Here is a 25,346-nt window from a genome sequence, read left to right on the forward strand (position 1 = left end):
ATCTAGCCCAATCGATGATCGAATGTGACCGTTTCGAATGTAAAGTTGACATGAACGATCATCGGGGTGATTCTGGTGGCGTGCCGACCTCCGCCGATCGCATCGCCGAAATCCGTCCGCTTCCCGAGTCCCATCTGGCCGCCGAGGCGGCCACCCAGCCCGACGACTGGACGCGCGCCGCGCGGATCGCCGCCGACCATGCCGCGCTGCTGCCGCAGCCCGGTGAGCGGGTGGCCGTGATCGGTTGCGGCACTTCGTATTTCATGTCCCGGGCGATCTCCGAGCTGCGTGAATCCGCCGGGCAGGGGGTAACCGATGCCTGGCCCGCCGGGCAGGTGCGTGGCCGCGACTACGATCGCTACCTGATCATCTGCCGTTCGGGCACCACGACCGAGGTGCTCGAGGCGATGCGCGCGCTGCCCGAGGGTGTGCCGCGGGCGGTGATCTGCTCGAGCCCGGGTACGCCGGTGCTCGACCTCGCCGATCCGATCCTCATCGCCGATGTGGACGAGCAGTCGGTGGTGCAGACCCGTTTCGCCACCACCGCGCTGGCGATTCTGCGGTGGCATCTGGGCGAGGATCTCGCGCCGGTGATCGCGCAGGCCCGCGAGGTACTCGCGGAGGACCCGGCAGAGTCGCTGGCCGCGGTGCGGTCGGCCGAGCAGATCAGTTTCGTCGGAATGGGTTTCGCGGCGGCGATCGCCGACGAGGCCGGGCTCAAGTTGCGCGAATCCTGCCAGTCCTGGACCGAGGGATACCTGGCCACCGAATGGCGGCACGGACCGGTCAGCATCGCCGCGCCCGGGCGCGTGGTGTGGGCCTTCGGTGCGCTGCCGTCCGGTTTGGCGCAGGACGTCGCGGCCACGGGCGCGCACTTCGAACATCGCGATATCGATCCGATGGCCGATCTGGTGCGGGTGCACCGGCTGTGCCAGATGCGCGCGGCCGATCTCGGGCTGGACCCCGACCATCCGCGCAGCCTGAATCGCTCGGTGATCCTGGGCTGACGGATCAGTGGTGCGCATTCCCGGACCCGCGGATTCGGTCCTGGCCGTGGATGTCGGCGGGACGACGATCAAAGCCGAGATCACCGATGCCGCGGGCGAGGTGCTGAGCAGCGGTACCGTCGCGACCCCGCCCGGCGCGGCGGCCTTCGATGCGATGGGTGCGCTGGGTGATCGGCTGCTCGCGGAACTTCCTGTCGCACAACGTGGTCGAGTGGCGCAAGCCGCGGTGATCCTGCCCGGCATCGTGGATCCCGTCCGTTCGCTGGCTGTGTTCAGCAGTAACGTCGGGTGGCGGGATGTGAAGGTGGGCAGCCGGTTCACCGATCGCTGGGGTATGCCGGTGCTGATCGAACACGATGTCGCGGTGGCGGGCTGGGCCGAATGGCGATTCGGCGCGGGTCGCGGCTGTGACGACGTGTGCGTCCTGATCCTGGGGACCGGAATCAGCGGAACCCTGTCGGTCGGTGGGCGGCTGGTGCGCGGTGCGGCCGGTCAGGCCGGGGAGTACGGGCATATTCCGGTCCGCCATCGAGACGGGCTGCGCTGTCCGTGCGGCAATGTCGGATGTGTGGAGACGGTCGCCTCCGGTGCGGCGATCGCCCGTGCCTACACCGCCCGCACCGGGCGTGAAATCCCCGGGGCGGAAACAGTTTTCGCGGTGTTGGACAGTGATCCCGAGGCGCGAGCGGTGGTGGCCGACGCCATCGACGCACTCGCCGAGGGATTGTTCGGCGTCATCCACGCGGTCTGCCCGGAACTGGTGGTCCTGGGTGGCGGGCTGGCCGGCGCGGGTGTGGTGCTGACCGGTGCGCTGCAGGATCGGCTGACCGAACTGCTGTGTGTGGTCCCCGCGCCGCGGGTGGTGCTGGGTGAGTTCGGGGCGCGTGCGGGGCTGGTCGGGGCTGCCCGATATGCCCGTTCGGGCACGCTGGAATGATCTATCGACGCAACCGTCCCAGTCGAATTTGCCGAATGGTTGCGGCGCGGGGAGTCCGGGCGGGTACGGTTCGTGCGCGGGCATCGAGGCAGGTAGTGCGCGGGCGCGTGATGGACGAGGTGATGGTGTGAACCGAGAGCCGCAGACCCGGCTGCGGGGTCGTATCGTCGCGGCGTCGAATTCGTTCGAGGACGGCGTCGTCACGTTCCGAGGCGAGCGGATCGTCGCGGTGGAATCCTTCGCGTCCTGGGCCGGCGCACATCCGGACATTTCGCCGCCGTCCTTCGACGGGACGGTGATTCCCGGGCTCGTCGATATCCACAATCACGGTGGGTTCGGGCATCGGTTCGATACGACAAATCCGGACGAGGCGCGCGGTGCGGCCGAATATCATCTGCGCAACGGCAGCACGACGGTGCTGGCCGGGATCGTGACGGCCGCGCCGGACGATATGGTCGCCCAGACCGCCATGCTGGGCGAATTGGCTGCCGAAGGGGTGATCGCGGGCGTGCACGCCGAAGGACCGTTCCTGTCGGAGGTGCGTTGCGGCGCACAGGATCCGCGGTATCTGCTCGATCCCGATCCCGCCCTGATCGATCGGCTGCTCATGGCGGCGGCCGGGCGACTGCGGGTGATGACTCTCGCCCCGGAGCGCCCCGGATTTTTCGAGGCGGCCGAACGACTCGCGGACAACGGTGTCGTCGTCGCGCTGGGACACAGCGACGCGTACTACGATGAGTTTCGGGATGCGCTGTCGCCCAATGGATTCGGAACCCTGGTTACCCACCTGGCGAACGGCATGCCGCCGCTGCATCATCGCGCCCCGGGACCGGTTGCCGCCTCGCTGGTGGCCGCGGCCCACGGCGATGCGGTGCTGGAGTTGATCGGTGACGGTGTGCACCTCGACCCCGGATTCGGCGCGCTGGCCTTCGCGACCGCTCCCGGGCGTGTGGCGTTGATCACCGATGCGATGCAGGCGGCCGGGCTGCCCGACGGGGAGTACCGGCTCGGCCCGCAGACGGTGTGGGTCAGCGGCGGGGTGGCGCGGGTCGCGAGCGGGTCGATCGCCGGAGGTACGTCGACGCTGCTGGACTGCCTGCGCTGGGCGGTGCGGGAATGCGGTGTCGCACTGGCCGATGCGGTGCGCGCGGCAACCAGCACCCCGGCCGCGGCGGCGGGGCTGGGCGGCGTCGGCGATCTGAGCCCCGGGCGGTACGCGGACATCCTGGTACTCGACGAGGACATGGGGTTGCGTCGAACCCTGCGACGAGGAAGGTAGTTGACGTGATCCTGACCGTGACCATGAACCCCGCCTACGACATGACCTATCGCGTGGAGCGTTTCGAGCGGGGGCGGGAGCACCGTGTGCTGTCGGTCGAGCAGCGCATCGGCGGTAAGGGGATCAACGTCTCGCGTGTGTTGAACCAGCTCGGAAAGTATTCGCGGGCAACCGGTTTCGCGGACCACATGTTCTCCGCGACCGCCGAGCTCGAATTGCCGGTGGATTTCGTGCACGCACTGCCGTGGATTCGGCGCACCGTGGTGATCAGCGAATCCGGGGACGGTACTGCCACCTCGCTGTGGGAGCCCGGCGCGCGATTGAGCGAACCCTATGCGATCGACCAGCTGAAGGTCAGAGTCGCGGGCATGCTGAACGATTCAGGCGGGATGGTGGTGTCCGGATCGCTGCCCGCCGGCGTGGCCGACGGGGTTCCGGCCGAGCTGGCGCGCACCGCGCTCGCGGCCGGGGTGCCCACGATCTGCGATGTGGACGGCCGCGCACTGCAATTGGCCGCCGAGGTGCCGGGCATCGTGCTGATGCCCAATCGGGGCGAACTCGAACAATTGACCGGAGCGCCCGTGGGCAGTCCGCAGGAGGTGGTCGCCGCGGTGCGACCGCTGATCGAGGGTGGTGTGCGGGCGGTGGTCGCCACCCGTGGCGCTGAGGGCATCGTCGCGGTGACCGCGTCGGGGGCCTGGTCCGGGGTGCCGCCCGAGCCGATGGCGGGCAATCCGACCGGCGCCGGTGATGCCGCTGCCGCCGCCGTCATCGCCGCACTGGCCGCCGCGCCGGAACCGGACTGGGCCGCGCTCGTGGCCGATGCGGTCGCGACTTCCGCTGCGGCCGTGGTGATTCCGGTCGCCGGAGAGATCGATCGAGCGCTGCGCGAGCGGTTGGCTCCGGATGTCGTGGTCACCGAACTCGACGCCGTATCCGGGAAAACGGCCTCATGACATGGCGTCGGATGGGCCGGCGCGGGGACCTGATCGCCGTTCGGGTCGGTTCGGGTTCGAGGGCGGTCCTGTCGTGAGCCCGGTCGTCGCCGAATCGGCGCCGTGCCGCCGGAGGCCGGCGTTGGAATCGCCGGTTGTAGCGCAGGAGGTCGCCTCGTGAGTCTGCTCCCTGTTCCCGAACTGCTGGCCGCGGCCGAACCGGGCGGGCTCGGGGCGTTCAACGTGGTCGCCCTGGAACACGCCGAAGCCATCGCCGCGGCCGCGGAGGCGGCGAAATGTCCGGCGATCCTGCAGATCTCGGAGAACACCGTCCGGTATCACGGCGGGTTGCGGCCGTTGGCGCGGGCGTGCCTGCAGATCGCCGAGGACAGTACGGCCCCGCTCGCGGTGCATCTGGATCATGCGACCTCGCATGAATTGATCCGTGCGGCGGTCGAAGTCGGCGTTCGCTCGGTCATGTACGACGGGTCGCGGCTCGATTACGACGAGAACGTCCGCAGCACAGCGAAAATCGTGCGCTGGTGCCGGGAACGCGAGGTCTTCGCCGAGGCCGAACTGGGCGAGGTGGGTGGTAAGGACGGTGCGCATGCGCCCGGTGTTCGCACCGATCCGGACGAGGCGGTCGACTTCGTCGCGGCCACCGGTGTGGACGCATTGGCCGTCGCGGTGGGATCCTCGCATGCCATGCACACTCGCGACGCGATCTTGGACGACGATCTGATCGCCCGGCTGGCCGCGAAAGTGCCTGTGCCCCTTGTCCTGCACGGCTCATCCGGGGTGCCCGACACCGGATTGCGCTCGGCGGTGCGCGCGGGCATGCGGAAGATCAACATCGCGACTCGGCTGAATATCGTTCTGGCGCAGTCGGTCCGCGCGGAACTCGCCGCCGACGCGGCGGTGTCCGATCCACGCCGATACCTCGGCCCCGGTCGCCGTGCCGTACAGCAGGAGATCGAACACCTGCTGCGCGTGCTCGGCTAGCCGACCGCTGCCACGGGGGCGAGCACCGAAGGTGCGCGCGACCCGGCGCCCGTTACCGGTTACGCGGTTCTCGCCGGTCTCGCCGAACGCCGTCGCCCCGCACCGGATCGTGGGGGATCGGCTGCCGGTGGCGCGTCGCCAGGGTGACGGTGGGCTCCGGCGGTAGGGTTCGCCTCGGATTCGCTGTGGTGGAATCGATCCTGCTGGATGGGAGAGATGATGTCCGACAAGGGGGTTGAGGTAGGGGAGTACGAGGCCGCGCGGATGCCGGTGACCGTGCGGGTGGCCCGGGTGGTGGCGTGCGGGATGGCGGTGATCGGGCTGGTGTGTGTGGCCTCGGCGGGGTGGTTGTTCGGGGCGCGGTCGGCGGGGATCACCGCGCTGTTCTTCGTGCCGAGCTGGCTGCTGGGGTCGCTGGCGCTGGCGTTCGGGGCGGTGGGCGGCGGGATTCGGGTGACCGCGGTGTTGCTGGCCGTGCTGAACATGCTGTGGACCGTGCCGTCGATTCCGGCGGGGCGCCCGCCCGGATGGCTGGGGCCGGCGAGCGCGATCCTGCTGGTCGTACTGCTGTTCCGGCCTTCGGCGCGGGCGTGGTTCGCGGGGGAGTGACGTTCAGGGCGTGGTCAGTGCGGGAAAGGGGCCGGTGTGATGCGATGGGGTGCGCGAGCGTACGGCCAGGAGTTCGGCGGCGAGCGCGACGGCAGTCTCCATCGGGGTGCTCGCACCCAGATCCAGGCCCGCGGGGGTGTACAGCCGGGCCAGGGATTCGGCGTTGAAACCACCGGCGTACAGGGCCTCCATGCGCTGAGTGTGCGCGGGGCCCGCGCCCAGTGCGCCCAGATAGCCGAATTCGGGTAGTCGCAGCGCCGTGGTGAGCAGCGGAATCTCGAATTTGGGGTCCTGGGTGACCGTCACCAGGGCCGTACGATAATCGATCAATCCGGCGGCGGCCTGCGCCTCGAGATAGCGGTGCGGCCAGTCGACGATCACCTCCGCCCCCGGAAAGGACTGCTCGGCGGCGAACCGCTGCCGGGCGTCGCAGACCGTGACGCGGTAGCCCAGCAACTTGCCCTGGATGCACAGCGCGGCGGCGAATGCGTTGGCGCCGAAGATGATCAGCCGCGGTGCGGCGGCATATGAGCAGCAGAACACATCGGATTCCGGCAGCGCGACCAGTTCGGTGTTGTGCCGCCGGTCGGTCACCAGATGCTGCCCGATCACCGTCGGGTCCGAATGCCACACCACCGTGAACAGGGTGACCGGCTTGAATCCGGCCAGATCCTGCGCGACAGCCGGAAATTCGGGAAAGTCGTTGCGGGAGAACGGTTCCACGAAGACATCGATGGTGCCGCAGTCGGCGCTGTCCATGCCGGTGCTGGGATCGAAGCGCTGCAATTCCTTGCGCCCGGAGCGAGCCGCGTGGATTGCCGCGTCATAGATGGCGCTTTCATAACATCCATCGGAGACCGAACCGAAGACGCGTCCGTCGGGATCGACGAGCATCGCCGAACCGATCGGCATGGGAGCCGGACCGAACGTCCGTACCAGAGTCGCGAGGGCGCCGATACGCCCGGAGTGCCACACCCGCAGTAGGTCATCGACGATGTCGCGCATCACAAGCTCCCGATCAGCGTGCGCCGGTGGGCGGATAGTCGTGGTCACGTCCCGTCGCCAGATCGTCACACGTGACGGCCACAATATCCGGTCTTTTGACCAGAAACTCCCTCGCTCCGGAATTTCCTTGTGCGGTATCGATCACGGCTTCCCAGTGCTTGTGGGATAGCACAACCGGATGACCGGGCCGGCCGTGGAAAGCCGCGCGGGCCAACCCGCTCGGCGTGGTGCGCGCGGCCGCGAGGACCCGGGCCACGACGTCCGCGCCGACGTCCGGGGTGTCGACCGGCATGATCGCCGCGTACTCGGCCGGATCGGCCGCACTCGCCGCGGCGGTTAGCCCGGCGCGCAGCGACGCGGCCAATCCCACGGCCCAGTCCGCTGCCCAAACCGGTTGCGCCCCTTCGGGTATGGCGATGGCCGGAGAGTCGCACACCAGCCATCGGCCGTCCGCGTCAGGCCGAGCCGGACCCGTCGCCCCCAGTATCACGTGCACCCGCACACATCCCCCTTCGAGCAGTGCGTCCACCGCGCCCCGCAACCACGCACCGTCCTCGGCGAGCGCCTTCGGCCGCCCGTATCGGGTGCCCGCCCCCGCGGCGAGCAGAATCCCGTCGCAGCGTCCCACATCCATTCCGCCGAGCGTAACCGCGCCGAACCACCTTCGCCGCCCCTGAACACAGCCGGCCGTACGGCTCGGGGACAGGCCGATCGGCGAGCCTCCGCCGCATCGGTGCTGGTTGCGGACCCGTATCAGGCGAAGAGTTTGCGCACGAACGGGATCGAGTCGGGTTGGGAGGCCAGGACCGTGCCGCTGTGATCGGTGGGGTAGGTGCGGAAGGTGAGGGGCTGGCGGTTGGCGGTGAGGACGGCGGCGAAACGCAGGGTTTCCGGGGTGATCACATCGATGTCCAGGAGACCCTGACCCATGAACAGCGGCCGGTCGTAGCCGGTTTCGGGGAGGCCGAGGTAGTTGTGCAGGAGGCCGTGGAAGTCCGGAATGGCGGCCAGGGGACGGGCGAAGAAATTGCCGCCGACCACTCTGTTCGAGATCAGGGCCGCGCCGAGCGGGCCGAGGCATTCGGTGCGGGCGCGGTCGACCCAGTAGCGGCCCTCCGGGGTCAGGTAGGAGTCGATGTTCAGTTCGGGCCGGGCCGTGCGCAGGCCGTTCAGGATGTAGAGCGTATAGGCGGTGATGTCGCCGCTGAGCGCGATCGGCGGGACGCCCGGACCCAGTGCGGTCAGGACATCCTCGATGTAGGCGGGGGTTCCGGTCGCGACCGCGCCGCGATAGTCCAGATCCGGGCCGAAGGCGGTCGCGTACCGCGCGGTGCTGACCGCCGCACCCGCACCCTGCGACTGCCCGACGACGACCCACTTGTGCGCCAGCGCCGGGTAGTGCCCACTCGCCGCGCGGACCGCGTCCACGACGTTGTGCGCCTCGACCCGGCCGTCCAGATAGGGGTGCGCGCCCGGGGACCCGAGCCCGGCGTAGTCGGCCGCGACGATCGCATAGCCCTGCTTCAGCCAGGCGCCGAGATAGGACCAGTCGCGATCGACCGCGGCGGGTCCGGCGACGCTGTAGGCGCAGTCGTCACCGATGCCGACGGTGCCGTGCGCCCAGGCGATGACGGGCCAGCCTCCGGCGGGTGGTGCGCCCGGCGGGAAGTAGACCGCCGCACTGGCCGTGGTCGGCGCGTCGCCGACGGTGGTGGTGCCGTAGAAGAATCGTTGCGAATTCACCGAACCCGGCAGCGTCGCCGCGGTGGACAGTGGCGCGACCGATTCGAAGCCGCCCGCGGCGGGTGCGGCCTGGGCGAACGGCTGCTGTAGCAGAGCGGTGGCCGCGGCGACGGCAAGGGCGGCGGCGGTCGAGAGTTTCCGCATCGTGCTCCTCGGCTGCTGGATTCGGGCGGGGATTCGGCTGGGTAAGTCTCGCAGTCCGGTGCGGCCCGGATGTCCCGGGACACCGGATGTGACCGCCGTCAGTGACCGCCGCCACGGAACCCGAGTCCGATGGCTTGTGAAGGTCATCACACTCGGCAATGCCGGTGTCGCGATTCGGTCGATGGTATGGACCGCGCTAACAGTACGGCCGTTACGCAAATCCGCATGTCAGGCCTACCCGCTAGTAGATTATGAGCCCGCAATTCGAGCGCAAATTTTGCAGAGTTAGCAAATGGGGTGTGAAAGCTAGCCGAGATTTGCATTAGCAACAGGTAGACGGCACTTTTCTGGTGTGCAATCGTGTGGAAGTACACCCGATGGGCATAGCAAGCCTGCAAATTGCCGCTCCAGCAGTGTTCGGACATCGCAGGGCCCCGACCGCCTGAAGTGCAGTCGGAACCCGACGAAGTCCGCACATGGGGCACCCGACCCGAACTAGGAAGTGGAGTCAGAGATGTCGACCACCGGCACCCCGAAAACCGCTGCGGAGATCCAGAAGGACTGGGACACCAACCCCCGCTGGAAGGGCGTCACCCGCGAGTACTCGGCCGATAAGGTCGTGAAGCTGCAGGGCAGCGTCGTCGAGGAGCACACGCTCGCGCGCCGTGGTGCCGAGATCCTCTGGGAGGGCGTCAACACCGAGGGCGACTACATCCACTCGCTCGGCGCTCTGACCGGTAACCAGGCCGTCCAGGCCGTTCGTGCCGGCCTGCGTGCCATCTACCTGTCCGGCTGGCAGGTCGCCGGTGACGCGAACCTGTCCGGGCACACCTACCCCGACCAGTCGCTGTACCCGGCCAACTCGGTGCCGTCGGTCGTGCGCCGCATCAACAACGCGCTGCTGCGCGCCGACGAGATCGCCAAGGTCGAGGGCGACACCTCCGTCGACAACTGGGTGGTCCCGATCGTCGCCGACGGTGAGGCCGGCTTCGGTGGTGCGCTGAACGTGTACGAGCTGCAGAAGGCCATGATCGCCGCGGGTGCCGCCGGTACCCACTGGGAGGACCAGCTGGCGTCGGAGAAGAAGTGCGGACACCTCGGTGGCAAGGTGCTGATCCCCACCCAGCAGCACATCCGCACGCTTACCTCTGCCCGGCTCGCGGCTGATGTCGCCGACGTCCCGACCGTCGTCATCGCCCGCACCGATGCCGAGGCCGCGACCCTGATCACCTCCGACGTCGACGAGCGCGACCGTCCGTTCATCACCGGTGAGCGCACCTCCGAGGGCTTCTACCACGTCAAGAACGGCATCGAGCCCTGCATCGCGCGGGCCAAGGCCTACGCGCCGTACTCCGACCTGATCTGGATGGAGACCGGTATTCCGGACCTCGAGGTCGCGCGGAAGTTCGCCGAGGGCGTCAAGTCCGAGTTCCCGGACCAGCTGCTGGCCTACAACTGCTCGCCGTCGTTCAACTGGAAGGCGCACCTGGACGACGCCACGATCGCCAAGTTCCAGAAGGAGCTGGCGACGATGGGCTTCAAGTTCCAGTTCATCACTCTGGCGGGCTTCCACTCGCTCAACTACGCCGCGTTCGACCTGGCCTACGGCTACGCCCGCGAGGGCATGACCGCCTTCGTGGACCTGCAGGAGCGCGAGTTCAAGGCCGCCGCCGAGCGTGGCTTCACCGCCGTCAAGCACCAGCGTGAGGTCGGCGCCGGCTACTTCGACACCATCGCCACCACGGTCGACCCGAACACTTCGACCGCGGCGCTGAAGGGCTCCACCGAAGAGGGCCAGTTCTAGTCCGCCTCTCCCAGCCTTTTGGCCAGACTCGGGAGCCGCACCGGTCGTGCACGCGGCCGCCGGCGGGGACGACCTTCACTTCTGGCCGTACCCGGTGAGTTACCCATGTTCTTGCGAAATCAGTTGGCCTGAGTTCGCAAGAACATGGTCCTCACCACCCGACCCGGCACTCCTGCAACGAGTGCCCACCAGCCCTTCCCGACCGAACAGCCCCGGCGGGGAGGGTTTTTACCTATACCTTGATTGATCGCCGGTCTCAGCTGCACCACAGCGGGGCTGCGCATCCAGAACCCACCGCCACACAACCAGCAGGAGCGGGCAACGTGAGCAGCCAAAAGATTCAACGCGTTGGTGTTATCGGCGCCGGACAGATGGGCGCCGGAATCGCGGAGGTGTGCGCGCGGGCGCACGTCGACGTGCTCGTGTTCGAACAGACCCGGGAATTGGCCGCCGCCGGGCGCGCTCGCATCCTGCGGTCGCTGGATCGCGGCGTGAGCAGCGGCAAGATCACCGAACGCGAGCGTGAGCAGGCGGCCTGGCGGCTGCGGTTCACCTCCGACCTCGGCGACTTCGCGGATCGTCAGCTGGTTGTGGAGGCCGTGCTGGAGAGCGAGGAGGTCAAGACCTCGATCTTCGCCGAGCTCGACAAGGTCGTCACCGATCCCGATGCGGTGCTGGCGTCGAACACCTCCTCGATTCCGATCATGAAGATCGCGGTCGCCACCACCCAGCCCGAACGCGTGGTCGGCATGCACTTCTTCAATCCGGTGCCGGTGCTGCCGCTGGTCGAGCTGGTCACCACGCTCAAGACCAGTGCCGCGGTCGCCGAACGCGCGGAGTCCTTCGCCTCGGAGGTGCTCGGCAAGCAGGTCGTCCGCTCGGCCGACCGCTCCGGTTTCGTGGTCAACGCGCTGCTGGTGCCGTATCTGCTCTCGGCCATCCGGATGGTCGAATCCGGGTTCGCCACAAAGGAAGACGTCGACAAGGCCATGGTGCTGGGCTGTGCGCACCCGATGGGCCCGCTGGCGCTGACCGACCTGGTCGGGCTGGACACGGTGAAGTCCATCGCGGATTCGATGTACACCGAGTTCAAGGAGCCGCTGTACTCGGCCCCGCCGCTGCTGATGCGCATGGTCGAGGCGGGTCTGCTCGGCAAGAAGTCCGGCGCGGGCTTCTACCAGTACAACCGCGCCTGAGCTGTGCTTTCGGCCTCCGTTTCGCTCCGGGGTGTTCGCGGCCCCGAAGGCTCGCTCCGGGCGGGGCTGGGAGAGCGCGAGGTTGCGATTGGGTGCCCGATGTTCCGATGTAGTGCTCGATGCTTCGGCGTTCCGCCTGGTTATCCGGGTTGACCAGGCAGTACCGGGGTAATGGCGCGAATACCCAAAGTTTCGTTTCGTCGACTTTCACGTCGACGCCGAGCGCGTCGGCAATCTGCTTCACCAGCCGTAAGCTGCAATCAGGTCGCGGGGACCGCAGCTCGGAGAGGAGTTCCAGCTCATGGTCAATGTCACCGACGGCTTCGGGTCGAGCATTCTCGGGTATCCGAGGATCGGGCCGCATCGTGAACTCAAGCGTGCCCTGGAGTCCTACTGGCACGGGAGTCTCTCGCGGGAGAATCTGCTGGCGGTAGGGCGGGAGATTCAGGAGGCGCAGTTCGGTGAGCTGGCCGCAGCGGGTCTGACGCAGGTTCCCGGCAACACCTTCTCCTTCTACGACCACGTCCTGGACAACGCGCTGCTGTTCGGTGCGGTGCCCAAACGGTTCGAGCCGTATCGAGAAGGCTTGCACCCCTTGGACTTCTACTTTCTGATGGCGCGCGGGCGGCCGGATCTGCCGCCGCTCGAGCTGGTTCGGTTCTTCGGCACCAACTATCACTACCGCCAACCCGAGCTCGATGCCGACACCCGGTTCTCCCTGCATCCCGAGGCCATGCTCGACGAATTCGACCGGGCGATGGCGCGCGGTATCGAACTTCGCCCGGTGGTGCTGGGTCCGCTGTCGCTGCTGCTGCTGTCCAAGGCCGGGCAGGTTCCGGGTGAGACCGAATTCGATCGGCTGAGTCTGCTGGACGAGCTGCTGCCGGTGTACGAGGAGCTGTTCGAGATCCTCGCCAAGCGCGGATCGACCTGTGTGCAGCTGGACGAGCCGTGTTTCACCAGTGACCGCAGCTCGGCCGAGCTGGCCGCATTCCTGCGTGCATACCAGCGGCTGTCCACCGCGCCGCTGCGGCCGCGCATCCTGGTCACCGGTCAGTACGGTGATTTCGGCGAGGCGACCGCGATCCTGGCGCAGACCCAGGTGGAGGCGATCGGCCTGGATCTGGCCAGTTACCGGGTGCGGCCCGAGGAGTTGGCGAAGATCCCGGGGATCAAGCGCAAGCGGCTGTACGCGGGCGTGATCGGCGGGACCAATGTGTGGCGCGCGGATCGTCGCGTCACGCTGGACTACCTCGGCGCCTTGGCCGAGGTGTGCCCGGATCTGGTGGTGTCCACCGGGACGACGCTGCTGCACGTGCCCTACGACCTGTTGGTGGAATACGATATCGACGGCCCGGTCGCGGATCGCCTCGCCTTCGCGAAACAGAAAGTGCTGGAGGTCGTTTCGCTGGCGAAGGCGCTCACCGAGGGCGAGGGTGGGCTCGTCGGAGGCGAGGCTGCGAAGTGGCAGGGTCGGCCGCGTGAAGTGCACTTCAAGCAGAAACACGCTGTGCGGCAACGGGTTTACGCGATCACGCCGGATATGCGCGAGCGCGAGCCGTACGAGGTGCGACGAGATGCCCAGCGCGAGAAGCTGAATCTGCCGCTGGTGCCCTCGACGACGCTGGGTTCGTTCCCACAGACCGATGCGGCGCGCCAGGCGCGCTACGACCTCGGCGAGGGCAAACTGTCCTACGACGAGTACCGCAAGCGGATCGAATCGGAGATCGAGGCGACCATCCGGCTGCAGGAGGACATCGGCCTCGATGTGCTGGTGCACGGCGAGCACGAGCGCAACGACATGATCCAGTACTTCGCCGAACTGCTCGACGGTTTCGCCACAACGCATTTCGGCTGGGTGCAGGTCTACGGGTCGCGATGTGTGCGTCCGCCGGTGCTGTACGGCGACGTCTCACGGCCGAAGCCGATGTCGGTGGAATGGATCACCTACGCCCAGTCGCTCACCGACAAACCGGTGAAAGGCATTGTGACAGGTCCGGTCACGATGGTGGCGCGCTCGTTCGTGCGCCAGGATCAGCCGCTCTACGAAACCGCGGACCAAGTGGCCCTTGCCATTCGGGACGAGCTGGCCGATCTGGAGAAGGCCGGGGTGTCGATCATCCAGGTCGACGAGCCGTCCATCCGGGAGCTGTTGCCGCTGCGCGCGGGCAGACAGAGCCGGGAGTACCTGCGCTGGGCGGTGAACGCCTTCCGCCTGGCGACCTCGGGTGTCGATGCGCGGACCCAGATCCACACGCATATCGCCTATTCCGGTCGCGCCGAGATCGTCCAGGCCATCGAGGAACTCGACGCGGACGTCACGGCCATCGTCGCCACCCGTTCGATCGAATGGGTGCTCAAGGCGCTGGCCGGTGACACCGAGGAGGGGCACGGCCTCTCGCACGGTGTGGGACCGGGCGTGTACGAAAGCCGTTCGGCGCGCATTCCCGATATCGACGAACTGGACGGACTCCTCAGCGCCGCGGCCCGGGCCGTCACCCCCGAACGCCTCTGGGCCAATCCGGACGGCGGTCTCAAGACCCGGCACGGCTGGCAACTCGAACCCGCTCTGCGCAATATGGTCGCCGCTGCCCGCCGAGTCCGACGGCGCGCCGAAGCCGAGGGCTGAGCACCGGCGACCGCGCCGCGCGGCTGGGCAGGTCGTCCGCGGCGTGTCGCTGGGTCCGGCGCGACCGGCGAGTCGTTCGCCTTCGTCGGTCCCTGGACTCGCCGCGAGAGGGGCGTTCCGGAGCGAGTCCGTCGTGTGGCTCGCCCGTCGGCCGAGCTGGGCGACGTCGGAGGGGTGCGGGACTCATTTGCTGAGGATGCGCTGGTGGCTCGAAGGCCGCGCAGCGGGCGGCCCGTCGGCGGTACGGCTCGGGTTTCGCTCTCCTGTCCGGTCCGGTTAGCTGTGTGCGAACTACCGTTTTCTGACCAGGAGATCGCATGGGAATATTCGACAAGTTCAAGGATGTCGCCGAGAAGGCCGTCGATGCGGCCGGACAGCACGCCGACAAGCTCGATCCGCTGATCGACAAGGCGGGTGACGCCGTCGACCGGAAGACCGGCGGCAAATTCTCCGGACAGGTCGACGCGGCCCAGGAAGCGGCCAAGAAGGCGCTTCGGGAAAAATCCGGAGAATAGGTTTCTACCTGGGCTGTGGGCGATGCGAGGCGTCGCCTCACAGCTGTTTCACCGGTCACGTTCACGGCACTTTCGGCGTCCGGCTCTATGATCGGACGGATGTCCCGTGACTTGCCTTTGCCGCGAAGGAGATGGCGGATGCGCTCATCCGCTCTTCTCCTGGCCGTTCTGGCTCTGTGTGCGACGGCCGGATTCGGTGGACCCGCCGCGGTCGCGGCACCCGTCCTCGACGGCAGCGTGCCGCCGCCCGGTGCGAACGATTGGCGGTGCAAGCCTCCGGCGGCACATCCGGATCCGGTCGTACTCGTCCACGGCACCTGGGGGAATCAGGACGCCTGGAACAAGCTCGCTCCGGCGTTGAAGGCCCAGGGATACTGCGTGTACGCGCTCAACTACGGCCGCGACACCACGAGTCTGCTCGGCAGGATGCCGGGCATCTACGGCACCGGGGATATCGGCAAATCGGCCGTGGAGCTGGCGAACTTCGTTGGAAAAGTCCGTGCCGCAACGTCTTCCGCGCACGTGGACCTGGTGGCGCACTCCCAGGGCGGAGTGGTGGCGCGACAGTATCTGCGGTTCGCGGGCGGCGCGGATCCGGCCGACCCGCGGCGCAACGTGGTTCGCAGGCTGGTGACCATGGGCGCCACGAATCACGGTTCGGACTCCGTCCTGCTGGGCTATCCGCTGGACACCGCCAGCGCGGCGGGGCCGGTGGCGGGTGGGGTGACGAATGTGCTCGGAATTTCCGCGGTACAGCAGATCACCGGCAGTAAATTCCTGGCCCACCTCAACGCGGGCGGCGATACCGAACCCGGCGTCGACTACACCGTCATCGCGACTCGAATGGACGATACGACGACGCCGCCGGAATCGACATTTCTGCGCGCTGGGCCTCGAGCGGTGGTCGATAATGTCTGGGTGCAGGCGGTCTGCGCCGGGGCGGCTGTCACACACGTCGGATTTCCGCGGTCGCCCATTGCGATTCGGCTCGTCCTGCGGGCGTTGGATCCGTCCTATTCGGGTCAGGTCTGCGGTCGCTGATAATTCTGCGGGATTTTCTCTGATGACCGCGAATTTCTGTCCGGACCGGAATACGAGAAAAACGGGCCCACATATCGGATACGCGGGCCCGTCGATATCGCTCGATCGTCGATCAGTGCGTCACGGCCGACCGGTGGCGGCGGCCTGCACCGCATTCAGGAACTGCTGGCCACCCATGGCGTAACCACCCGCGACGGCGCCGACCGCGATACCGATGGGGCCGGTGATGAGGCTGAAGATGCCGAAGCCCAGCAGGCTCCCGAGGAAGCCGCCGAGAGCGCCGCCGATGATCACGCCGGCGAGGTTCTTCTGTACCTGACCCCACAGGTTGCTCATCGCGTTGATGTCCTTGACCTGGCCGATCTCCCGCGGCGCTACCTGCGGGGTCAGGGTCAGCGTGTGTCCGTCGGCACTGATCCGCTGCGCGACGGTGAAGATGTGACCGCCCAGATTTCCGTGCAGCCCGACCTGATCCAGCGTGGCGCCGGTGTCGGATTTCAGGGCGACCGTGGAACCGTCCGCGGCGGCCACGAAACGACCGGCGTCGACCGTCGCGGTGATGGCTTCACCGACCGGGGAAACCGAGGTCCGGTAGTGAATTCCGTTGTCCACACCGGAAGTCGCATCGTTGTGCACGGCCGTGGGCGCCGGGGCGGCATATGCGGTGCCGGCGGTGATGCCGACGGCGCTGATCGCCATGAGAACGACCCCGGTGAACTTTCCGAATTTCATGTTGATTTCCCTCCCTGACACAACGATCCCCCACGGATTCCCCAAGTCTCGGCTCCCCCATGCGAATCGCCCGTCAGCTGCTGTGTGCGAATCGAACGCACTAATTAGTAGTGGAGTATTCGAGCGGACGCAAACGTAGTGATGAGGGTCACATCGGGAATTGATATGCCGCGCCGTGACGGACTATCGCGGGTGCGCCAGATGATAGCCATGAAATAACGAAGAGCTGGGACAGGTCGAATGCCGCGACGGGGCATTCGACCGGTCCGGACATCAGATGGTCGCGGTGTCGATCACGAAGCGATAGCGGACATCGCTGCCGAGCACCCGCTCATAAGCTGCGTCGATACCGTCGGCGGAAATGACCTCGATATCCGCGCCGATCCCGTGTTCGGCGCAGAAATTCAGCATCTCCTGGGTCTGGGCGATGCCGCCGATCATGGAACCGGCCAGCGAACGCCGGAAATTCGCCAGCGTGAACGGCTGCACCGACAGCGGTTGGTCGGGCAGACCGAGAATCACCAGTGTGCCGTCGAGATTCAGCAGCCGCATATAGTTGTCGATCGGCAGATTCGCGGAGACGGTATTGATGATCAGATCAAAACGTCCGCGCAGGTCCTTGAAGGTTTTTTCGTCCGAGGTCGCGTAGTAGTGCTGCGCGCCGAAGCGGCGGCCGTCCTCCTGTTTGCTCAGCGATTGACTGAGCACCGTAACCTCGGCTCCGAGGGCCGCGGCGATTTTCACCCCGACGTGTCCGAGCCCGCCCATACCTATGATGGCTACCTGTTTGCCGGGACCGGCATTCCAGTGCCGCAGCGGTGAGTAGAGCGTGATGCCCGCGCACAGTAGTGGTGCGGCCACGTCCAGTCCGATGCCATCCGGGATGGCCAGCACGAAACTCTCGGTCACCACGACCTGAGTGGAGTAACCGCCGTAGGTGTTGCCGCCGGGCTGGAACTCCTCGGAGACGGCGGTGTTGTACGTCATCGTGCCGCCACCGGTGCAGTACTGCTCCTCACCGGCCACGCAGGATCCGCACTTGCCGCAGGAGTCGACCATGCAGCCGACGCCGACGCGGTCGCCGACCTTGTGCCGGGTCACCGCGGAGCCGACCGCGGCGACGATGCCCGCGATCTCGTGACCGGGTACGCAGGGGTAGCGAGTGCGACCCCATTCGTTGCGTGCGGTGTGGATGTCCGAGTGGCAGATGCCCGCATATTTGATGTCGATGAGCACATCGTGCGGGCCGAGTTCGCGCCGTTCGATCGAGGTCTTCTCGAATCGGCCGTCGGGAGTGGAGAGGGAATATGCCGCAGCAGTGGTCATGAATGTATGCCTACTCTCGCATCCTTAGCTTTGCAAAACGTTGGCGAACTCGCCGGTGGCAGGTGCGCCCGGTGCATCCTCGCATGTCACATGCTGGACCGATGGCGATCCTGGTGGCATTGGTGTCGATGTGCTCGACGCTGATCGGTGGCCTCGTCGCGGTGCGGATCGGGGACCGCAAACATGCCGTCCTGGGCCTGGCGGCGGGGGTGATGCTGGGCGTGGTGCCGTTCGAGCTGCTGCCCGAGGCACTCGCGCAGACCCCGCAATCCGTGGCCGGGGTGCCGATCGCACTGGTGGTCGCGGTGGTGGGTTTCCTGACCATCCACATCATCGAGCGCGCGGTGGCCGTTCACACCGGACACGAATACGAATTCGGCGCGCACACACACGGTTTCGAATCGGTGGGCCTGCTCGCGGCGGGCGGGCTGATCTTCCACAGCACCCTGGACGGCCTCGGCATCGGGCTGAGTTTCCAGGCGGGAACGGGGGTGGGCACGGCGGTGGCGATCGCGGTGATCTGCCACGATTTCGCCGATGGATTCAATACCTTCACCATCACCACGATCTACGGCAACGCCCGCCGCCGCTCTCTGCTGCTCTTGGTCCTGGACGCGCTCGCCCCGGTGCTCGGCGCGACGATCGGCTCACTGATCCGGGTCCCGCCCCAAGCGATCGGACTGTATCTCGGATATTTCGCCGGATTCCTGCTCTACCTGGCGACCGCCGACATCCTGCCCGAGGCCCACGCCGGACACCCGTCCCGGCTGACCCTGCTGTGCACCGTCGCGGGCACCGCATTCATGTTCGGTGTCGCCGCGCTGAACAACCGGTGACATGTCGCCGAGTTCCACCCGCTCCCGATTGACGCCGACGAGCCCGCGGCCGGGATCGAATTCGGACAGACAGCCCGGGAAGCGGAGCGGAGGCCAAATATAATTGCACGATCGCCGACGCCTGACCAGGCGCGCACGAGGCGGGAGTGCCCATGTCCGACGAGCGGCCGCATGACGATGACGTGGCGAACTTCGATGCCCCAGGGCAGGTCGGCAGGGTCGGCCGCACCGCGGCGGGCGTGCTGGTTGTGCTGCTCGCGGTGGTTGTCGCCCTCGGGCTGCAAGGTGGGCTGCCGCATTGGGTGAGCGGGACCGGGGCCACCGAGACCGCCGCCGTCCCGACGTCGCCGCCGCGGCTGGATCCGGTCGCGATCGCCCGGACGGTGGAACCGGAACTGGTGAACGTCAACGTCTCGATCGAGCCGACCGGCATGGGCGCGGCCGGTTCGGGCATCGTGTTGTCCGCCGACGGGCAGGTGCTGACCAGTCATCACGTGGTCAAGGGCGCCGATGTCATCACCGTCGCCGATGTGGGCACGGGTGCGCAATTTCCGGCGACCGTCCTGGGCTACGACAGCACCGCCGATATCGCGCTGCTGTCCTTGGACGGGGCCGTGGGTCTGCCGAGCGTCCGGCTGGGCGCGTCGTCCACATTGCGGCCCGGTGATCAGATCATGGCCATCGGCAATGCCGGTGGCACCGGACATCCCACCGCGGAACCCGGCACCGTCACCTCGCTGAACACCTCGATCGTCGCGCGCGACGCCGCCGACCTGAGTCGCAAGGCCCTGACCGGAATGCTCGAACTGGACGCGCCGGTGGCCTCCGGCCAGTCCGGCGGCGCGGTGGTGGATCGCAACGGTGCGGTCGTCGGGGTGGTGACCGCGGCGTCGGGGGAGTTGACCAAGACGGACGGCCGGGCCACCGGCTACGCGGTGCCGATCGATCGGGCGATGGCGATCGTGCGGCAGATCCGTTCCGGCACGCCGACCGATACCGTGCACATCGGCCCTACCGCGACCTTGGGCGTACTGACCTCGGACGCGTCCACCGGCGGGGCCCGGGTCGACGTGAGTATCTACGGATTGCCCGCCTATACCGCCGGACTGACCGCGGGCGAGGTGATCACCGCCGTGGACGGACATCCCGTCTCCTCGGCGAAAACCCTGAAGTACGTGCTCAACGTCCGCAAACCGGCCGACACGGTGCGGCTGGACCTCACCGAACCGGATGGCTCCCGGCGGGAGGTCGCCGTCGTCCTGGTCTCGGGGCCGCCCAACTGACGGCGGTTCGGCCCGATCGAGGCCGGGGACGGCGAAGCCTCAAACCAGCGACATCCAGTAGTTCTGGAACCGCAGGAAGACCATCACCAGCACGATCGCGTAGAACACGGTCACGAAGGTCCAGCGCCATTCCACCAGAATTCGCAGCGCGCCCCTCGCGTTACCCCAGATCTGGCCGGCGACGGCGGCCAGCAGGATCGGCGTGAACGCCCACACCACCATGCAGTACGGGCACAGCGCGCCGATCCGGTAGAGGGTGTGGAAGATCAGCCAGCAGATGAACACGACGCCCGCCAGTAGACCGAGCCACAGTCCGCCCCAGAACCACCGCGGCAGCGCGACACCGGCGACCGCGAGGACGGCCATGGCCACCGCGACCGAGAAACCCACCACGCCGATGACCGGATTCGGGAATCCGAAAACGTGCGCTTCCTTGGACGCCATCACCGAACCACACGCGATGATCGGGTTGATGTTGCACGAGGGCGTGTAAGCCGGGTTCATCAGCAATTTGAAATCTTCGATCGTGAGCACGACCGACGCGAGCCAGCCCGCGAGGCTGCCGACCAGCAGCAGCCACGCGGTGCGAGGTGGTACGGAGATCACTTGAGCGCGGCTTCGATCGGAGCCTTCATCCCGCCGGGGGTGAACAGCGCATCCTGAGTCTGCACCTTCTTGTCGTTCACGAAGACGGTCGGCGTGCCGTTGATGCCGGTGCCGAACACATCCTGTGTGGACTTCTGCACATAGGCGTCGAATTTGTCGTCGGTGATGCACTTGGCCACGGCCGGATCGGTGATTCCGGTTGCCGTGGCGATCTGGATGATCTTGCTGTCCGGCAGGCCGCCCGCGCCTTCCTCGGGCTGCTGCTGGTACATCGCGCTGAGCCAGGGCTGGAACTTGGACGGATCGGCGTCCGCGACGCAGTAGGCGGCGTTGGCGCCGCGCGAGGAGTAGCGCGATCCGCCCGAATTCTGATCCAGGAATGAGATGACGTTGTATTCGACGGCGATATTGCCGTTGTTCACCGCATCGCTGAGGATCTGGCCGTTGGCCGCCTCGAACTGCTTGCACACCGGGCACTGCAGGTCGGCGACGACGCGCACGGTGGCCTTGGCGCCGGGCTTGCCGATCCGGATCGCGCCCTTGTCGGTGATGGATCCGGTCAGGCCGTCGGGTGCGGCGGGTGCGGTCACCGCCGGACGGTTGGCGGCGTCCCGCTTCACGTTGTTCGAATGCTTGATCGCAATGCTGATCGCGATGGCGGCGATGAGCGCGAGCAGGACGACCACGACGGCCACCTGAATCAGGATCGTGCGGGTGCGATCGCCACCCTTCACCGCGGCGAGTGAGTTCTTACCACGCGGATTCTTGCTCACCTCGGAGTTCACCACGCCTTTCCTGTGTTGGTCCGACAGCCGTGCCGCCCCGATGGTACGGGCAGTCGACCGCCACGGGGTGTCCGGACCACATGATTGCGGGTGAACCTGAGAGCAGCTCGAGATTTACCCGTCGAGGTGTGTGAACTCTCGGTGACCGCCCGGTCCAGCTGCCGAATTCAGAGCGCGGCCAGGCGGCGGCGTTGTTCCTCGATGTCGAACCGTGCGCGTGGCCAGGCCAGATCGAGTTTCTCGAGGGCGTCGATGAGCAGTTCGGTGACCGCGAGCCGGGAGTACCACTTGCGGTCGGAAGGTATGACGTACCAGGGCGCGTAATCGGTGCAGGTGCGATCCAGTACGTCCTGGTACGCCTTCTGATAGGCGGGCCACTGGGCGCGCTCATCGATATCGGCCGGATCGAATTTCCAGTGCTTGTCCGGCCGGTCGAGCCGCTGGGTGAGGCGTTTGCGCTGCTCGTCCAGCGAGATGAACATCGCGACCTTGACGATCGTGGTACCGGCGGCGGCGATGGTGCGTTCGAAGCGGTTGATCTCGTCGTAGCGTTTGCCCCACACGTCCGGCGGCACAAGTTCGTGCACCCGCACCACCAGGACGTCCTCGTAGTGCGACCGGTCGAACACCCCGATCTGCCCGCCGCGCGGCAGCTGTTTGCGGATCCGCCACAGATAGTGGTGCCGCCGTTCCTGATCGGTCGGCACGCCGAAGGCGGCGTGATCCACACCTTGCGGATCGACCGAGCCGATCACGTGCCGCACGATGCCGCCCTTGCCGGCGGTATCCATACCCTGCAGGATCAGCAGGATATTGCGCCGATCGCCGGAGCGGCCGTTGGCGTAGAGCTTTTCCTGCAGTCCGGACAGCACCGCGCGGCGCTGCTCGAGCAGCAGTTCACCGGATTTCTTGTCGCCGCGGAATCCAGGGGTGGCACTGGTGTCGATATCGGCGACCCGCACTCCGCTCGCATGCAGTGCTTCGGTGACCGGAACGGACCAGGTGGATTCGGACATGTGTGCAGTATGGTCGCCCGCGGACGCGAGCGGTCCCGGTTGGTGGGTGTGCGTGTCCTGGCTGATGCCGGTCAGTGCAGACCGGCGAGCTGACGTAGTTGTGCGGCGAACGCGTCGTCGTCGACCGGAGTGAGGGTCAGCTGGTCGGCGGTGGTGAGCAGATAACGGCCGTCTCCCGCGACGTCGAGCCAGGTGCGGTGCCGGGTCGGTGGCGGGGCCGGATTGTGCGGGGCGGTGGTCACGGTGACGATGCCGCGCGAATCGACCGGCGCGCGCAGCGCGCGCTGGAACCTGGCCGGACCGGCCGGTATGGGATGGCGGCCGCTCACCAGCACCGCCCGCTGCGCCTCGCGCATCACCGCGGTGCGCCCGGCGGGGGCCGAACCGATCACCTCGACCAGATGATCGCCGATCGCCTGTGCGGGACCGAGCGTCACCACGATCGACTCACCCCGCGCGATCAGGATCGCGGCGTGTGTCAGCGTGACTGCGGCGCAGGCCAGAATCCGGTCGGGCGCGGCGCCGGGGACGGAACGTTCCCCGGAGACGGTGAGCGTGGTGGTGTCGGTGCGGGCGCACAGCAGCAGCGCCGCGGACAGATCGGGGTCGGTGTTGCGGGCGTACTGTTGCCGCAGACCGGGGGCGGGTGTGGCCGGAATGGCCGCATTGACCGGGTAGGGCCGGAAATCCAGGCCGGTTTCGGTGGTCCAGACGTGCGCGAACTCGTCCGGAGTGAGAACCCATCGCACTAGTCGCGGCCTTCGGGCGAACGACGATGGGATCGGATGAGAGTGATGTCTGCCTCCGCGGTGCTCCGGCGGTCCACCGCGACATTACCGGACCTGTGATCCTCCCGCCGAGACCTCCTGCGTGTGATCTATGACATGCCCGATCTCGCTGGCGTGGAATACTTTTCAGGCCGGGCGGCTGGCGTCGAGATACTGCAGCAGACCATGCACTCGCTGCCGGACATCGATCAGCCCGGCCTCGGCGAACAGCTTGGGGAACTCATCGCCGTGGAAGAACCGCAACCCGATGGTCCCGAAGATCGCCGTGACCGCCCGGCCGAACCAGTTCTCGTGGCGATGGCTGGTGCTGACCGCGATCCGACCGCCCGGGGCCAGGACCCGGATCATCTCCTGCGCCGCGGTCAGGGGATCGGGAATCAGGTACAGCGCACCGAAACAGCACACCGCATCGAAACTGCCGTCGGGGAACGGGAGTCGCTGCGCGTCGCCGCGCACATAACTCACCTCCGGGCCGGCGTTGTCGGCACGAGCCTGGCGCAGCATCGCGACCGACATGTCGATGCCGACGGCATGACCGCCGACGGCGAGATGTGCGCTCAGGTGACGCGTGAAATTCCCTGGCCCACAGGCGATATCGAGTACGGTTCGGGCTCGGTCCAGTTGCAGTGTGCGGACGGCGTCGGCACGGTCGGCCCGCATGGTCCGTCCGGAGACGAGGAAGAAACTCGTCGGGCGCCAGACTCTTTCGTAGACGAGTGCGAAGGCGGGATGGTTCATCAGGCGCCGAGCGAGGTTCAACGATGTAGCTCTTTCCGAATCAGGTGGTGCGAAAGCTGGTGGTGCAAAAGCAGATTGTGCGAAGGCAGGTCGTGCGGGGTCAGGCGGGCGCGACCTCGATCGTGATGTCCGCGGCCCGCAGCCGGTCGGTGAGCGGATCGCCCATGGCCGATCCGGGAGTCAGCACGCCCGCGAGTTCGGGCAGTTCGTCGAAGGCCAGGCACAGGCCGGATTCGCCGAGCATCACCGCGGTCGCCTGATAACCCGGATCGCCCCGACCGGCGAATGTGCACACGTATTTCGCGCCGGAAGTGGTGTGCGCGAACGTCTTCATGGTGTACCAGCCGCTGTTGCGGGATTTCTCGTCCGGCCCGGTGCCCGGTGCGGGCAGCAGGCGGTCCAGCAGCCGACGGCCCAGCGGAATGCGCGACAACAGCGCACCGGCCACCATCGTCACGGCCACGCCACCCGAGATACCGGCCGCCACCAGCGGGGACAACGGTGAGCTGCCCGCGCTCATCACCTCCCGGTACCGGAAGTTCTTGCCGTACACCCAACCCAGCAGACCGTTGGTCCGACGCACGATCTTGGTGTTGTGACCGGCCATGACGAAGGTCGCGACCCAGCCGCGCAGACTCGGATCGATCGTCGAGGCGCGCTGCAGGGCCTGATCGGTCTGGCGGCCCACCTCGGGTTCCATCGCCTTGTCCGGACTCAGCGAATACGGGTGGGACAGAATGGATCCCCGGGAGGGGTTCTGGGCGATCTCCTCCATCATCGCGCGTCCGGAATCGATCGTGCCGCCGCTCGCGCCGCCCTTCAGCCAAGCGACCAGCGTGGTGTCGGTGAGCTCGCCGGCGTTGTCCTCGACGCTGCGCCGGTACAGCCGATACACGCTCAGATCCGACGGAATCGAGTCGTAGCCACAGGAATTCACGATTTTCGCGCCGGTGCGGGCGGCGGTGTCGTGGAATCGATCGATGCAGTCGCGGATGAACAGCGGCTCACCGGTCAGATCGGCGTAATGCGTGCCCGCCGCGGCGCATGCGCGGACCATCCCGGTGCCGTAGCGCAGGTACGGGCCGACGGTGGTGACCACGACCCTGGTCCGGGCGGCGAGCGCGTCGAGTGCGTCTTGATCGGCCGAATCCGCCACCAGCAGTTGCCAGTCGGCGGCGACCGGGCCGAGTTCGGCACGCGTCGCGGCCAATTTCTCCGCCGAACGCCCGGCCAGTGCGATGCGCGCGTCCGCGGGCGCCGCTTCGGTCAGATACCGCGCGGTCAGCCTGCCGACGAAACCCGTCGCGCCGTACAGGACGAGGTCGAATTCCCGGTCGGCGTTGTTCTCGGTGTTCTCCGGGGTCATGGACGTTCCCATCTGATGAGGCGA

General features: G+C 67.2%; 24 protein-coding genes. 13 read left to right on the top strand and 11 right to left on the bottom strand.

Annotation, left to right across the window (positions count from 1 at the left end; all coding sequences use genetic code 11):
* Positions 1 to 50: 50 nt before the first annotated feature.
* The 6 genes from NV1_RS25305 to NV1_RS46450 all read left to right on the top strand — a co-directional run bounded on the left by NV1_RS25305 (position 51) and on the right by NV1_RS46450 (position 5,769).
* Positions 51 to 1,007 carry an SIS domain-containing protein gene (locus NV1_RS25305; protein ID WP_084525755.1) on the top strand — a complete coding sequence of 319 codons (957 nt, stop codon included), beginning with the start codon at positions 51 to 53 and terminating at the stop codon, positions 1,005 to 1,007.
* Positions 1,008 to 1,017: 10 nt separating this feature from the next.
* The gene (locus tag NV1_RS25310; RefSeq protein ID WP_245713910.1) at positions 1,018 to 1,944 is read left to right on the top strand and encodes an ROK family protein; all 927 of its coding nucleotides are present in this window, start codon (positions 1,018 to 1,020) and stop codon (positions 1,942 to 1,944) included.
* Between the two features lie 127 nt (positions 1,945 to 2,071).
* A complete protein-coding gene (locus NV1_RS25315) occupies positions 2,072 to 3,223 on the top strand; it encodes an N-acetylglucosamine-6-phosphate deacetylase (RefSeq protein ID WP_067896248.1) in 1,152 nt (383 codons plus the stop codon).
* A gap of 5 nt (positions 3,224 to 3,228) precedes the next feature.
* Positions 3,229 to 4,179 (top strand): hexose kinase, encoded by a 951-nt coding sequence (locus NV1_RS25320; RefSeq protein WP_245713911.1) that lies wholly within the window; start codon positions 3,229 to 3,231, stop codon positions 4,177 to 4,179.
* Positions 4,180 to 4,335: 156 nt separating this feature from the next.
* The gene (locus NV1_RS25325) at positions 4,336 to 5,160 is read left to right on the top strand and encodes a class II fructose-bisphosphate aldolase (protein ID WP_067896251.1); all 825 of its coding nucleotides are present in this window, start codon (positions 4,336 to 4,338) and stop codon (positions 5,158 to 5,160) included.
* 219 nt (positions 5,161 to 5,379) lie between these two features.
* The gene (locus NV1_RS46450) at positions 5,380 to 5,769 is read left to right on the top strand and encodes a hypothetical protein (protein ID WP_157117357.1); all 390 of its coding nucleotides are present in this window, start codon (positions 5,380 to 5,382) and stop codon (positions 5,767 to 5,769) included.
* 3 nt (positions 5,770 to 5,772) lie between these two features.
* On the opposite strand, the gene NV1_RS25335 is transcribed toward NV1_RS46450, so the two are convergent.
* From NV1_RS25335 to NV1_RS25345, 3 genes are all read right to left on the bottom strand, one after another.
* Positions 5,773 to 6,774 carry an XdhC family protein gene (locus NV1_RS25335; RefSeq protein WP_067896256.1) on the bottom strand — a complete coding sequence of 334 codons (1,002 nt, stop codon included), beginning with the start codon at positions 6,772 to 6,774 and terminating at the stop codon, positions 5,773 to 5,775.
* Between the two features lie 13 nt (positions 6,775 to 6,787).
* Positions 6,788 to 7,408 carry a nucleotidyltransferase family protein gene (locus tag NV1_RS25340; protein ID WP_067896259.1) on the bottom strand — a complete coding sequence of 207 codons (621 nt, stop codon included), beginning with the start codon at positions 7,406 to 7,408 and terminating at the stop codon, positions 6,788 to 6,790.
* A gap of 119 nt (positions 7,409 to 7,527) precedes the next feature.
* Entirely contained in the window at positions 7,528 to 8,661 is a 1,134-nt protein-coding gene (locus tag NV1_RS25345; RefSeq protein WP_067896263.1) for a lipase family protein, read from the bottom strand.
* Between the two features lie 514 nt (positions 8,662 to 9,175).
* Between NV1_RS25345 and aceA the strand changes: the two genes are divergently transcribed.
* From aceA to NV1_RS25370, 5 genes are all read left to right on the top strand, one after another.
* Positions 9,176 to 10,465 carry an isocitrate lyase gene (gene aceA, locus NV1_RS25350; protein WP_067896267.1) on the top strand — a complete coding sequence of 430 codons (1,290 nt, stop codon included), beginning with the start codon at positions 9,176 to 9,178 and terminating at the stop codon, positions 10,463 to 10,465.
* Between the two features lie 323 nt (positions 10,466 to 10,788).
* Positions 10,789 to 11,661 (top strand): 3-hydroxybutyryl-CoA dehydrogenase, encoded by an 873-nt coding sequence (locus NV1_RS25355; protein ID WP_067896270.1) that lies wholly within the window; start codon positions 10,789 to 10,791, stop codon positions 11,659 to 11,661.
* Between the two features lie 301 nt (positions 11,662 to 11,962).
* Positions 11,963 to 14,290 carry a 5-methyltetrahydropteroyltriglutamate--homocysteine S-methyltransferase gene (metE, locus tag NV1_RS25360; protein ID WP_067896273.1) on the top strand — a complete coding sequence of 776 codons (2,328 nt, stop codon included), beginning with the start codon at positions 11,963 to 11,965 and terminating at the stop codon, positions 14,288 to 14,290.
* 317 nt (positions 14,291 to 14,607) lie between these two features.
* The gene (locus NV1_RS25365) at positions 14,608 to 14,805 is read left to right on the top strand and encodes an antitoxin (RefSeq protein WP_067896276.1); all 198 of its coding nucleotides are present in this window, start codon (positions 14,608 to 14,610) and stop codon (positions 14,803 to 14,805) included.
* A gap of 138 nt (positions 14,806 to 14,943) precedes the next feature.
* The gene (locus NV1_RS25370) at positions 14,944 to 15,846 is read left to right on the top strand and encodes an esterase/lipase family protein (RefSeq protein ID WP_067896280.1); all 903 of its coding nucleotides are present in this window, start codon (positions 14,944 to 14,946) and stop codon (positions 15,844 to 15,846) included.
* 120 nt (positions 15,847 to 15,966) lie between these two features.
* Here NV1_RS25370 and NV1_RS25375 read toward each other — a convergent pair whose 3' ends face one another.
* Both NV1_RS25375 and NV1_RS25380 read right to left on the bottom strand, forming a co-directional pair.
* Positions 15,967 to 16,578 (bottom strand): DUF8020 domain-containing protein, encoded by a 612-nt coding sequence (locus NV1_RS25375; RefSeq protein ID WP_067896284.1) that lies wholly within the window; start codon positions 16,576 to 16,578, stop codon positions 15,967 to 15,969.
* A 273-nt stretch (positions 16,579 to 16,851) separates the two neighbouring features.
* Positions 16,852 to 17,904, bottom strand: a complete 1,053-nt coding sequence (locus NV1_RS25380) for an NAD(P)-dependent alcohol dehydrogenase (RefSeq protein WP_067896288.1) — start codon at positions 17,902 to 17,904, stop codon at positions 16,852 to 16,854.
* Between the two features lie 101 nt (positions 17,905 to 18,005).
* Between NV1_RS25380 and NV1_RS25385 the strand changes: the two genes are divergently transcribed.
* Entirely contained in the window at positions 18,006 to 18,740 is a 735-nt protein-coding gene (locus NV1_RS25385; RefSeq protein WP_067896289.1) for a ZIP family metal transporter, read from the top strand.
* Positions 18,741 to 18,892: 152 nt separating this feature from the next.
* Positions 18,893 to 20,023 (top strand): S1C family serine protease, encoded by a 1,131-nt coding sequence (locus NV1_RS25390; protein WP_067896293.1) that lies wholly within the window; start codon positions 18,893 to 18,895, stop codon positions 20,021 to 20,023.
* Between the two features lie 39 nt (positions 20,024 to 20,062).
* Here NV1_RS25390 and NV1_RS25395 read toward each other — a convergent pair whose 3' ends face one another.
* From NV1_RS25395 to NV1_RS25420, 6 genes are all read right to left on the bottom strand, one after another.
* A complete protein-coding gene (locus tag NV1_RS25395; protein ID WP_067896296.1) occupies positions 20,063 to 20,629 on the bottom strand; it encodes a vitamin K epoxide reductase family protein in 567 nt (188 codons plus the stop codon).
* Positions 20,626 to 21,414 (bottom strand): DsbA family protein, encoded by a 789-nt coding sequence (locus NV1_RS25400; RefSeq protein WP_245713912.1) that lies wholly within the window; start codon positions 21,412 to 21,414, stop codon positions 20,626 to 20,628. Before NV1_RS25400 ends, NV1_RS25395 begins: the two co-directional genes overlap by 4 nt.
* A gap of 167 nt (positions 21,415 to 21,581) precedes the next feature.
* Positions 21,582 to 22,430: a polyphosphate kinase 2 family protein gene (locus NV1_RS25405; RefSeq protein WP_067896301.1), complete on the bottom strand. Its 849-nt coding sequence runs from the start codon at positions 22,428 to 22,430 to the stop codon at positions 21,582 to 21,584.
* Between the two features lie 71 nt (positions 22,431 to 22,501).
* Positions 22,502 to 23,179: an ESX secretion-associated protein EspG gene (locus tag NV1_RS25410; RefSeq protein ID WP_067896304.1), complete on the bottom strand. Its 678-nt coding sequence runs from the start codon at positions 23,177 to 23,179 to the stop codon at positions 22,502 to 22,504.
* Positions 23,180 to 23,344: 165 nt separating this feature from the next.
* Complete coding sequence (locus NV1_RS25415) at positions 23,345 to 23,977, bottom strand: class I SAM-dependent methyltransferase (protein ID WP_067896307.1); 633 nt, start codon at positions 23,975 to 23,977, stop codon at positions 23,345 to 23,347.
* 79 nt (positions 23,978 to 24,056) lie between these two features.
* Complete coding sequence (locus NV1_RS25420; RefSeq protein WP_245713913.1) at positions 24,057 to 25,334, bottom strand: saccharopine dehydrogenase family protein; 1,278 nt, start codon at positions 25,332 to 25,334, stop codon at positions 24,057 to 24,059.
* Positions 25,335 to 25,346 lie beyond the last annotated feature (12 nt).

The sequence above is a fragment of the Nocardia vaccinii NBRC 15922 genome, assembly GCF_001613305.1.
Classification (GTDB): Bacteria; Actinomycetota; Actinomycetes; order Mycobacteriales; family Mycobacteriaceae; genus Nocardia; species Nocardia vaccinii.

Bases quoted from the DNA above. Each gene is read 5' to 3' on its own strand.
- NV1_RS25305 (WP_084525755.1), top strand. From the start codon at position 51: ATGAACGATCATCGGGGTGATTCTGGTGGCGTGCCGACCTCCGCCGAT.
- NV1_RS46450 (WP_157117357.1), top strand. From the start codon at position 5,380: ATGTCCGACAAGGGGGTTGAGGTAGGGGAGTACGAGGCCGCGCGGATG.
- NV1_RS25335 (WP_067896256.1), bottom strand. From the start codon at position 6,774: ATGCGCGACATCGTCGATGACCTACTGCGGGTGTGGCACTCCGGGCGT.
- NV1_RS25340 (WP_067896259.1), bottom strand. From the start codon at position 7,408: ATGGATGTGGGACGCTGCGACGGGATTCTGCTCGCCGCGGGGGCGGGC.
- NV1_RS25345 (WP_067896263.1), bottom strand. From the start codon at position 8,661: ATGCGGAAACTCTCGACCGCCGCCGCCCTTGCCGTCGCCGCGGCCACC.
- aceA (WP_067896267.1), top strand. From the start codon at position 9,176: ATGTCGACCACCGGCACCCCGAAAACCGCTGCGGAGATCCAGAAGGAC.
- metE (WP_067896273.1), top strand. From the start codon at position 11,963: ATGGTCAATGTCACCGACGGCTTCGGGTCGAGCATTCTCGGGTATCCG.
- NV1_RS25365 (WP_067896276.1), top strand. From the start codon at position 14,608: ATGGGAATATTCGACAAGTTCAAGGATGTCGCCGAGAAGGCCGTCGAT.
- NV1_RS25370 (WP_067896280.1), top strand. From the start codon at position 14,944: ATGCGCTCATCCGCTCTTCTCCTGGCCGTTCTGGCTCTGTGTGCGACG.
- NV1_RS25375 (WP_067896284.1), bottom strand. From the start codon at position 16,578: ATGAAATTCGGAAAGTTCACCGGGGTCGTTCTCATGGCGATCAGCGCC.
- NV1_RS25380 (WP_067896288.1), bottom strand. From the start codon at position 17,904: ATGACCACTGCTGCGGCATATTCCCTCTCCACTCCCGACGGCCGATTC.
- NV1_RS25385 (WP_067896289.1), top strand. From the start codon at position 18,006: ATGGCGATCCTGGTGGCATTGGTGTCGATGTGCTCGACGCTGATCGGT.
- NV1_RS25390 (WP_067896293.1), top strand. From the start codon at position 18,893: ATGTCCGACGAGCGGCCGCATGACGATGACGTGGCGAACTTCGATGCC.
- NV1_RS25405 (WP_067896301.1), bottom strand. From the start codon at position 22,430: ATGTCCGAATCCACCTGGTCCGTTCCGGTCACCGAAGCACTGCATGCG.
- NV1_RS25420 (WP_245713913.1), bottom strand. From the start codon at position 25,334: ATGGGAACGTCCATGACCCCGGAGAACACCGAGAACAACGCCGACCGG.